We start from the raw sequence: 760 nt of genomic DNA, 5'->3' as shown, positions 1-760 counted from the left end.
GTCGTCGGGTGGTGCTCATCGTCGTGTCTCCTGTGGTGGCCTCGTGGGCCGTCGAACGCCTGCGCCGCCTTCAGCCGGCGCCGGGGAGCGTGCGCCCCTGGTCGTCGAACAGAAAGCCGCGCTGCGGCGGGAAACTGAGGTATGCGGTGTCGCCGGTCTTCAGCGGGTTGTCCGGGGCGGTGCGGATCGTCATCGCGTCGGTGGCGCCGGTCAGCGTCACGTGCAGGTAGGTGGTGTCGCCCAGGTGCTCGGCCAGCTGCACGTGCGCGCGCATCGCGCCCTCGCGCGCCTGCGTGCTCGCCTCGATGTGCTCCGGGCGCAGGCCGACGGTGACCTTGGAGCCGGCCGGGACCGAGGCCGCATCGGCGGCCACCGTCACCGCCGAGCCGTCGTCCAGCGCGACGTGGGCCAGTTGCGTGTTGGTGCCCGTCAGCGTGCCGCCGATGAAGTTCATCTTCGGCGAGCCGATGAAGCCGGCGACGAAGCGGTTCACCGGCCGGTGGTACAGCTCCATCGGCGTGCCCACCTGCTCGATGCGGCCTGCGTTKAGCACGACGATGCGGTGGGCCAGCGTCATCGCCTCCACCTGGTCATGCGTCACGTAGACCATCGTGGTCTTCAGTTCCTGGTGCAGGCGCGAGAGCTCCACGCGCATCTGCACGCGCAGCGCTGCATCCAGGTTCGACAGCGGCTCGTCGAACAGGAACACGCCCGGCTTGCGCACGATCGCGCGGCCGATGGCCACGCGCTGGCGCTGGCC

The 760-nt window shown here is 70.5% G+C and carries 1 protein-coding gene; it reads right to left on the bottom strand.

What is annotated here, in order from left to right:
* Positions 1-70: 70 nt before the first annotated feature.
* A partial coding sequence (locus AC1D15_RS35475; RefSeq protein ID WP_477829779.1) for an ABC transporter ATP-binding protein occupies positions 71-760 on the bottom strand: 690 nt, incomplete at its 5' end.

It is taken from the genome of Rhizobacter sp. P2_H2 (assembly GCF_056403375.1).
Note: the sequence above shows the minus strand (reverse complement) of the source record. Positions and strands in the feature narration are given on the sequence as shown.